Genomic DNA, 5,213 nt, shown 5'->3' on the forward strand with positions numbered 1-5,213 from the left:
GCGCTGGGCGAGCCGGAAAGGAATCAGCACAGCCCCAGGGCGAGGCGGCCGGCCTGGGTCAGGATCATGTCGTTCTGCGGCGAGTGGATGCGGCTGCACAGCACGTCGCGGTGCAGCCGCTCCAGCGGATTGGCGCGCATCAGCGCCGGGTTGCCGGCGGCTTCCACCGCCAGTTCCAGCGCGCGGATGGCATTGCCGGTGACGGCGTGCTTGACGAGGCCGGCGTCGGTGGGCGGCAGCAGCCGGGTGTCCAGGCCCGAGCCTGGATCCGTCCTGCGGTCCTCCGCTGGGGGCAGCTCATCCAGGCCGTCCTGGTCGGCGGCATCGAATTCCAGCGCGAAGTGGGTGAGCAGGCGGCGGTTCACCGCAATCAGGCCTTCGATTTCGCCCACCACGGTCTGGAAGCGGTAGAGGCTGGAGAGCGGGGCGCCGAGATTGCTGGGCGCGCGGCCGTTCAGCCAGCCGACCAGCCAGTCGCGCGCGGCTTCGGGGATGCCGGCGTAGGCGGCGGCGATCAGCACCGGGTTCCAGCTGGCGATGAGGGTGTCCGGCGCGGCCCAGGCGTCTGGCGGGCGCAGGTCCACCGCGTGGTCGGCGGGCACGAAGACTTCATCCAGGATCACGTCGTCGCTGACGGTGGCGCGCATGCCCAGGTGGTCCCAGGTGGGCACCAGGGTGATGCCGGCGGCGCTCATCGGCAGCAGGAAGTAGCCGGTGAGCAGCGCGCCATCCACCTCGGCGGCGGCCCATACCACCGCATGGCGCAGCAGCGCGGCGCCGGTGGAATAGACCTTGCGGCCGCTGATGCGCCAGCCGCCGTCCACCCGCCGGGCGCGGGTGGCGGGCAGGCCGCCGCGCACCGGCGTGCCCAGCTCCGGTTCCACCCGCAGGGCGTTGATCAGTGCCGGCTCGGTGGCGGCCTCGTGGCCGATGGCGTGGCGCAGGTGGGCCGGCCAGCGTGGCGAGCGGGCGATGGCCGCCTGCCACTGGTAGTGCAGCGACAGCAGCAGCGCGGTGGAGGCGTCGCCACGGCTGACGGTGCTCACCACCGACACCGCGTCCGCCAGCCCGCCGCCGAAGCCGCCGGCGCTGGCTGGCACGGTGAGGCCGAGCAGGCCGGCGGCGTGCAGGTCGGCGACGTTCTCCAGTGGCAGGCGGTTGTCTCGGTCGTTGATGACGGCGCGGCGGGCGAATTCCGGCACCAGCGCGGCGGCGCGTGCGGTCGGCGTGCCGCGCTGGCGGCGGGTGGTGCGCAGGGTCTCCGGCGCGCCCATCAGCCGGCCCGCCCGTTCAGCACCGGCTCGAAGCTGCGGTCCCACAGCGGGCGCAGATCCACCTGGCGGTTGATGACGCCGGACTTGAGGAAGGTGTCGGCCACATCCTGCTGGCTGCGGATGGCCGCCTCGTCCACCGCCGCCAGCCGGCGCGGCTGGCTTTCGTTCTTCAGCAGCGTGAGCACCGCTTCCACCGGCACGCCGATCTCCGGCGCGATCGCTTCCGCATAACGCTCCGGGTTGGCCTGGCGCCAGGCGAAGGCCTTCTGCAGGCGGAGGAAGACGTCGGCCAGCGCGGCATTGCGCGCCGGATCGGCGATGGCCTCCGGCGGTGAGAAGTAGAGGTAGTTGCCGGACAGATAGCCGGTGGCGCGCTTGAGCACCCGCGCGCCCACCGAGGTCTGCGCCAGCGGCACCGAGTAGCCGTAGATGGCCCAGGCGTCCAGCTGGCCGGTGCGGAAGGCGGCGGCGCCGTCGGGCACGCTGAGGTTGATGGCCTGGATGTCGGCGAAGCCCAGCCCCACTTCGGCCAGCATCTTGGTCAGGTAGTAGTGGGTGGTGGTGGCACGTACATAGCCGACGCGCTTGCCCTTGAGGTCGGCGATGGAGCGTATGGGCGAGTCCTTGGGCACCAGCACCGTCTGCTCGTTCACATCGCCCTTGATGACGGCGACCACGCGGATGTTGGCGCCGGCCAGGTGGCCGAACAGCGGTGGAATCTCGCTGCCGTAGGCCAGGTCCAGCGAGCCGCCGTTCATGGCCTCCACCATCAGGTTGCCGGAGGCGAATTCCGCCCAGTCTATGGTGTAGGGCGTGTCGGCCAGGCCGGCGGCGGCCAGCAGCAGGCGGTCGCCGCCCTTGTACTGGGCGATGCGCAGGCGGGTGCCGGTGGGGATGGCCGCCGCCGCCGGCGAAATCAGAGCACCGGGGGCGAGCCCGGCCAGCATGCTGGCAGCGCCCAGGCCGAGCAAGCGGCGGCGCTGGCGCCCGAAAGGCGTGTTTTGAGCGTGAAATGGGCGGAGGCGGATGGAAGACATCGGTATTCCCCGTGGCGTAGTGGGGAAATGCTAGTCGCCGCCAAATGATTCTTTAAGAGAATAAAAATTATATTGATATATGCGGAATCAGAATTTTCTACAATGGGACATTGCTTCATCCGGCTGCCAGGCTGTCCGCCACGGCACGGCTGAAACGGCCGAGCGGCGCGGTGAAGGCGCCGGGATGGGGACGTTGCACCAGCCACATTTCCATGGACGGGTCGAAATCCTCCAGCGCCAACAGGCGTAGCCCGGCGCGGTGTTCGCTGCGTTCCAGTTGTGCCCGGCTGGCGAGGCCCAGACCCAGGCCGCCGGCCACCATCTCCAGCTGCAGCGCGGTGCCGAAAGCGTCCATCGCCAGGCGAAAGGGCAGGCCCAACTCGGTCAGCGCGTGTTGAAGGCGGGCGCGGAAACCGCAGCCATCCGGGTTCACGATCCAGCGACACTGGCGCAGATCGCTCAAGCGATAGGGCTGGGGCCGTTCCGGCCAGGCCTGGCGGGCGACGACCACGCCCATCTCCACCCGCCCCAGAGGCTGTGCCGCCACCGCGGCGGGAAACACCTTGCCGGCGGGGAAGGCCACGCCGGCCGCATCCAGCTCGCCGTTCTCCACGCCGCGCAACAACTCGCCGCTCCAGCGTGTCTGCAGATGCACTTCCAATTCCGGGTAGTCGGCGCGGTACTCATCCAGGAGGCGGGAAATACCGCTTTCCGCCACCGACTGCGTCACGCCCAGCCGCAGCCTGCCCTGGGGCCGTTCGCCGGCGGCGAGCAGCGCCTGCAGTGCTTCCACCTCGCGCAGAACCTTCTCGCACTGGTCCAACACCCGCAGGCCCACCGCATTCGGCCGCGGCGGCTTGGTGTTGCGGTCCAGCAGATCGGCGCCCAGGCTTTCCTCCAGGCTCTGTATGCGGCGGGTGACGGCCGGCTGCGTCAACCCCAGCGCCATCGCCGCACGCGAGATGGATTGGTGCCGCACGGCGGCGACGAAGGACTGGACGTCGTCGATCTTTATATTCTTCATCGGCCGGATGCTTAGCAGAAAAGGCGATTAGTGGAATGATTCATCGAATATATCATGCGAAATCCACATGTTTTTGCCCCCTGCCATGAGTCAGACCGCCGCTTCGTTGCCCGTAAACCAGTCCTTGCCCCGCCGCACGCATGCGGAGGTCCGCGCCGCCCTGCTGGAAGGCCGCGAGATCGCCCTGCTGGACGTGCGCGAGGAAGATCCCCACGCCCAGGCGCATCCGCTGTTCGCCGCCAATTTCCCGCTGGCGCGCATCGAGCTAGATGCCTACGCCAAGCTGCCGCGGCGGGATGTCGCCATCGTCACCCTGGATGATGGCGAGGGGCTGGCGGAGCAGGCGGCGCGGCGCTTCATCCAGCTGGGCTATACCGACGTGGCGGTGTTCGAGGGCGGCGTGCAAGGCTGGGAAGCGGCCGGCGGCGAGCTGTTCCGCGATGTGAACGTGCCGAGCAAGGCCTTCGGCGAACTGGTGGAGGCCGAGCGCCACACGCCGTCGCTGGCGGCGGAAGAGGTGCAGGCGCTGCTGGACGCCAAGGCGGATGTGGTCATCGTCGATGCCCGCCGTTTCGACGAATACCAGACCATGAACATTCCCGGTTCCACCAGCGTGCCCGGCGCCGAGCTGGTGCTGCGCATCCGCGAGCTGGTGCCGGACCCGGCCACCCGGGTGGTGGTGAACTGCGCCGGCCGTACCCGCAGCATCATCGGCACCCAGTCGCTGGTGAATGCCGGCATTCCCAACCCGGTGGCGGCGCTGCGCAACGGCACCATAGGCTGGACGCTGGCCGGGCAGGCGCTGGAGCGCGGCGCCGACCGCCGCTTCCCCCCGGTGTCGGCGCAGACGCGCGAGCAGGCGGCGCAGGCCGCCCGCGCGGTGGCCGACCGCGCTGGCGTGCAGCGCGCAACCCTGGCGGATGTGGACCGCTGGCGCAGCCAGAATGGCCGCAGCAGCTACTTCTTCGACGTGCGCACGCCGGAGGAATACGAGGCCGGCCATCTGCCCGGCTTCCGCCCGGTGGCCGGCGGCCAACTGGTGCAGGAGACCGAGATGGTGGCGCCGGTGCGCGGCGGCCGCATCGTGCTGGCGGACGACGACGGCGTGCGCGCCAACATGACCGCCTCCTGGCTGGCGCAGATGAACTGGGAGGTGCATGTGCTGGACGGTCTGGACGCGGCGGAATTCCGCGAGCGCGGGCCGTGGCAGCCGGCGGTGTTCCCGCCGCCTTCGGTGCGCCGCATCCTGCCGGAGACGCTGGCGCGCTGCCAGGTCGCCGGCGAGGATGTGGTGGTGCTGGACTTCACCACCGGCGCCAACTACCGCAAGCGCCACATCCCCGGCGCCTGGTTCCTGCTGCGCTCACGCCTGGCCGAGGATTTCGCCGGCGTGCCCAGGGCGGCGCGCTACGTCCTCACCTGCGGCAGCAGCCAGCTCGCCCAATACGTGGTGCCGGAAGTGCAGGCGCTGACCGGCGCCGAAGTGCTGCTGCTGGACGGCGGCAACGCAGCCTGGTTCGCCGCCGGGCTGGAGGAGGAGAGCGGCGAAACGCACCTGGCCTCGCCGCTGATAGACCGTTACCGCCGTCCCTACGAGGGCACCGACAACCCGCGCGAAGCGATGCAGGGCTACCTGGACTGGGAGTTCGGCCTGGTCGCCCAGCTGGGCCGGGACGGCACGCATGGGTTCAAGGTGATCTGAGGAGATATCCAGCGGGTGGTGATCAAGGGCAGGCGCTTCGCTGGATCAAATCCGCCCCCTCGTCAGTCGATCGTCTAGACCCTGCAAGCCACGAGACTCGTACCGAGAAAGCCCCGCTTTGCCCCCCTCTCCCCTGCGGGAGAGGGGGGCAAAGCGGGGCTTTCTCGGTACGAGTC

At 69.8% G+C, this 5,213-nt stretch carries 4 protein-coding genes; 1 reads left to right on the forward strand and 3 read right to left on the reverse strand.

Translation table 11 applies throughout. The features are described 5' to 3' along the window. Positions 1-23: 23 nt before the first annotated feature. The 3 genes from GRF61_RS23220 to GRF61_RS23230 all read right to left on the reverse strand — a co-directional run bounded on the left by GRF61_RS23220 (position 24) and on the right by GRF61_RS23230 (position 3,335). Positions 24-1,274 (reverse strand): acyl-CoA dehydrogenase family protein, encoded by a 1,251-nt coding sequence (locus GRF61_RS23220; RefSeq protein WP_169152985.1) that lies wholly within the window; start codon positions 1,272-1,274, stop codon positions 24-26. Further along, positions 1,274-2,221, reverse strand: a complete 948-nt coding sequence (locus GRF61_RS23225) for an ABC transporter substrate-binding protein (RefSeq protein WP_248281415.1) — start codon at positions 2,219-2,221, stop codon at positions 1,274-1,276. The genes GRF61_RS23220 and GRF61_RS23225 overlap by 1 nt, the downstream gene beginning before the upstream one ends. A 205-nt stretch (positions 2,222-2,426) precedes the next feature. Beyond that, on the reverse strand, positions 2,427-3,335 hold the full coding sequence (locus GRF61_RS23230; RefSeq protein ID WP_169152987.1) for a LysR family transcriptional regulator: 909 nt from the start codon (positions 3,333-3,335) through the stop codon (positions 2,427-2,429). 85 nt (positions 3,336-3,420) lie between these two features. Between GRF61_RS23230 and GRF61_RS23235 the strand changes: the two genes are divergently transcribed. Continuing rightward, positions 3,421-5,037: a rhodanese-related sulfurtransferase gene (locus GRF61_RS23235; RefSeq protein ID WP_169152988.1), complete on the forward strand. Its 1,617-nt coding sequence runs from the start codon at positions 3,421-3,423 to the stop codon at positions 5,035-5,037. Positions 5,038-5,213: the final 176 nt, after the last annotated feature.

It is taken from the genome of Azoarcus sp. TTM-91 (assembly GCF_012911025.1).
Classification (GTDB): Bacteria; Pseudomonadota; Gammaproteobacteria; order Burkholderiales; family Rhodocyclaceae; genus Azoarcus.

Excerpts from the sequence above, each read along its gene's own strand:
- GRF61_RS23220 (WP_169152985.1), bottom strand. The coding sequence starts at position 1,274 with ATGGGCGCGCCGGAGACCCTGCGCACCACCCGCCGCCAGCGCGGCACG.
- GRF61_RS23225 (WP_248281415.1), bottom strand. The coding sequence starts at position 2,221 with ATGCTGGCCGGGCTCGCCCCCGGTGCTCTGATTTCGCCGGCGGCGGCG.
- GRF61_RS23230 (WP_169152987.1), bottom strand. The coding sequence starts at position 3,335 with ATGAAGAATATAAAGATCGACGACGTCCAGTCCTTCGTCGCCGCCGTG.
- GRF61_RS23235 (WP_169152988.1), top strand. The coding sequence starts at position 3,421 with ATGAGTCAGACCGCCGCTTCGTTGCCCGTAAACCAGTCCTTGCCCCGC.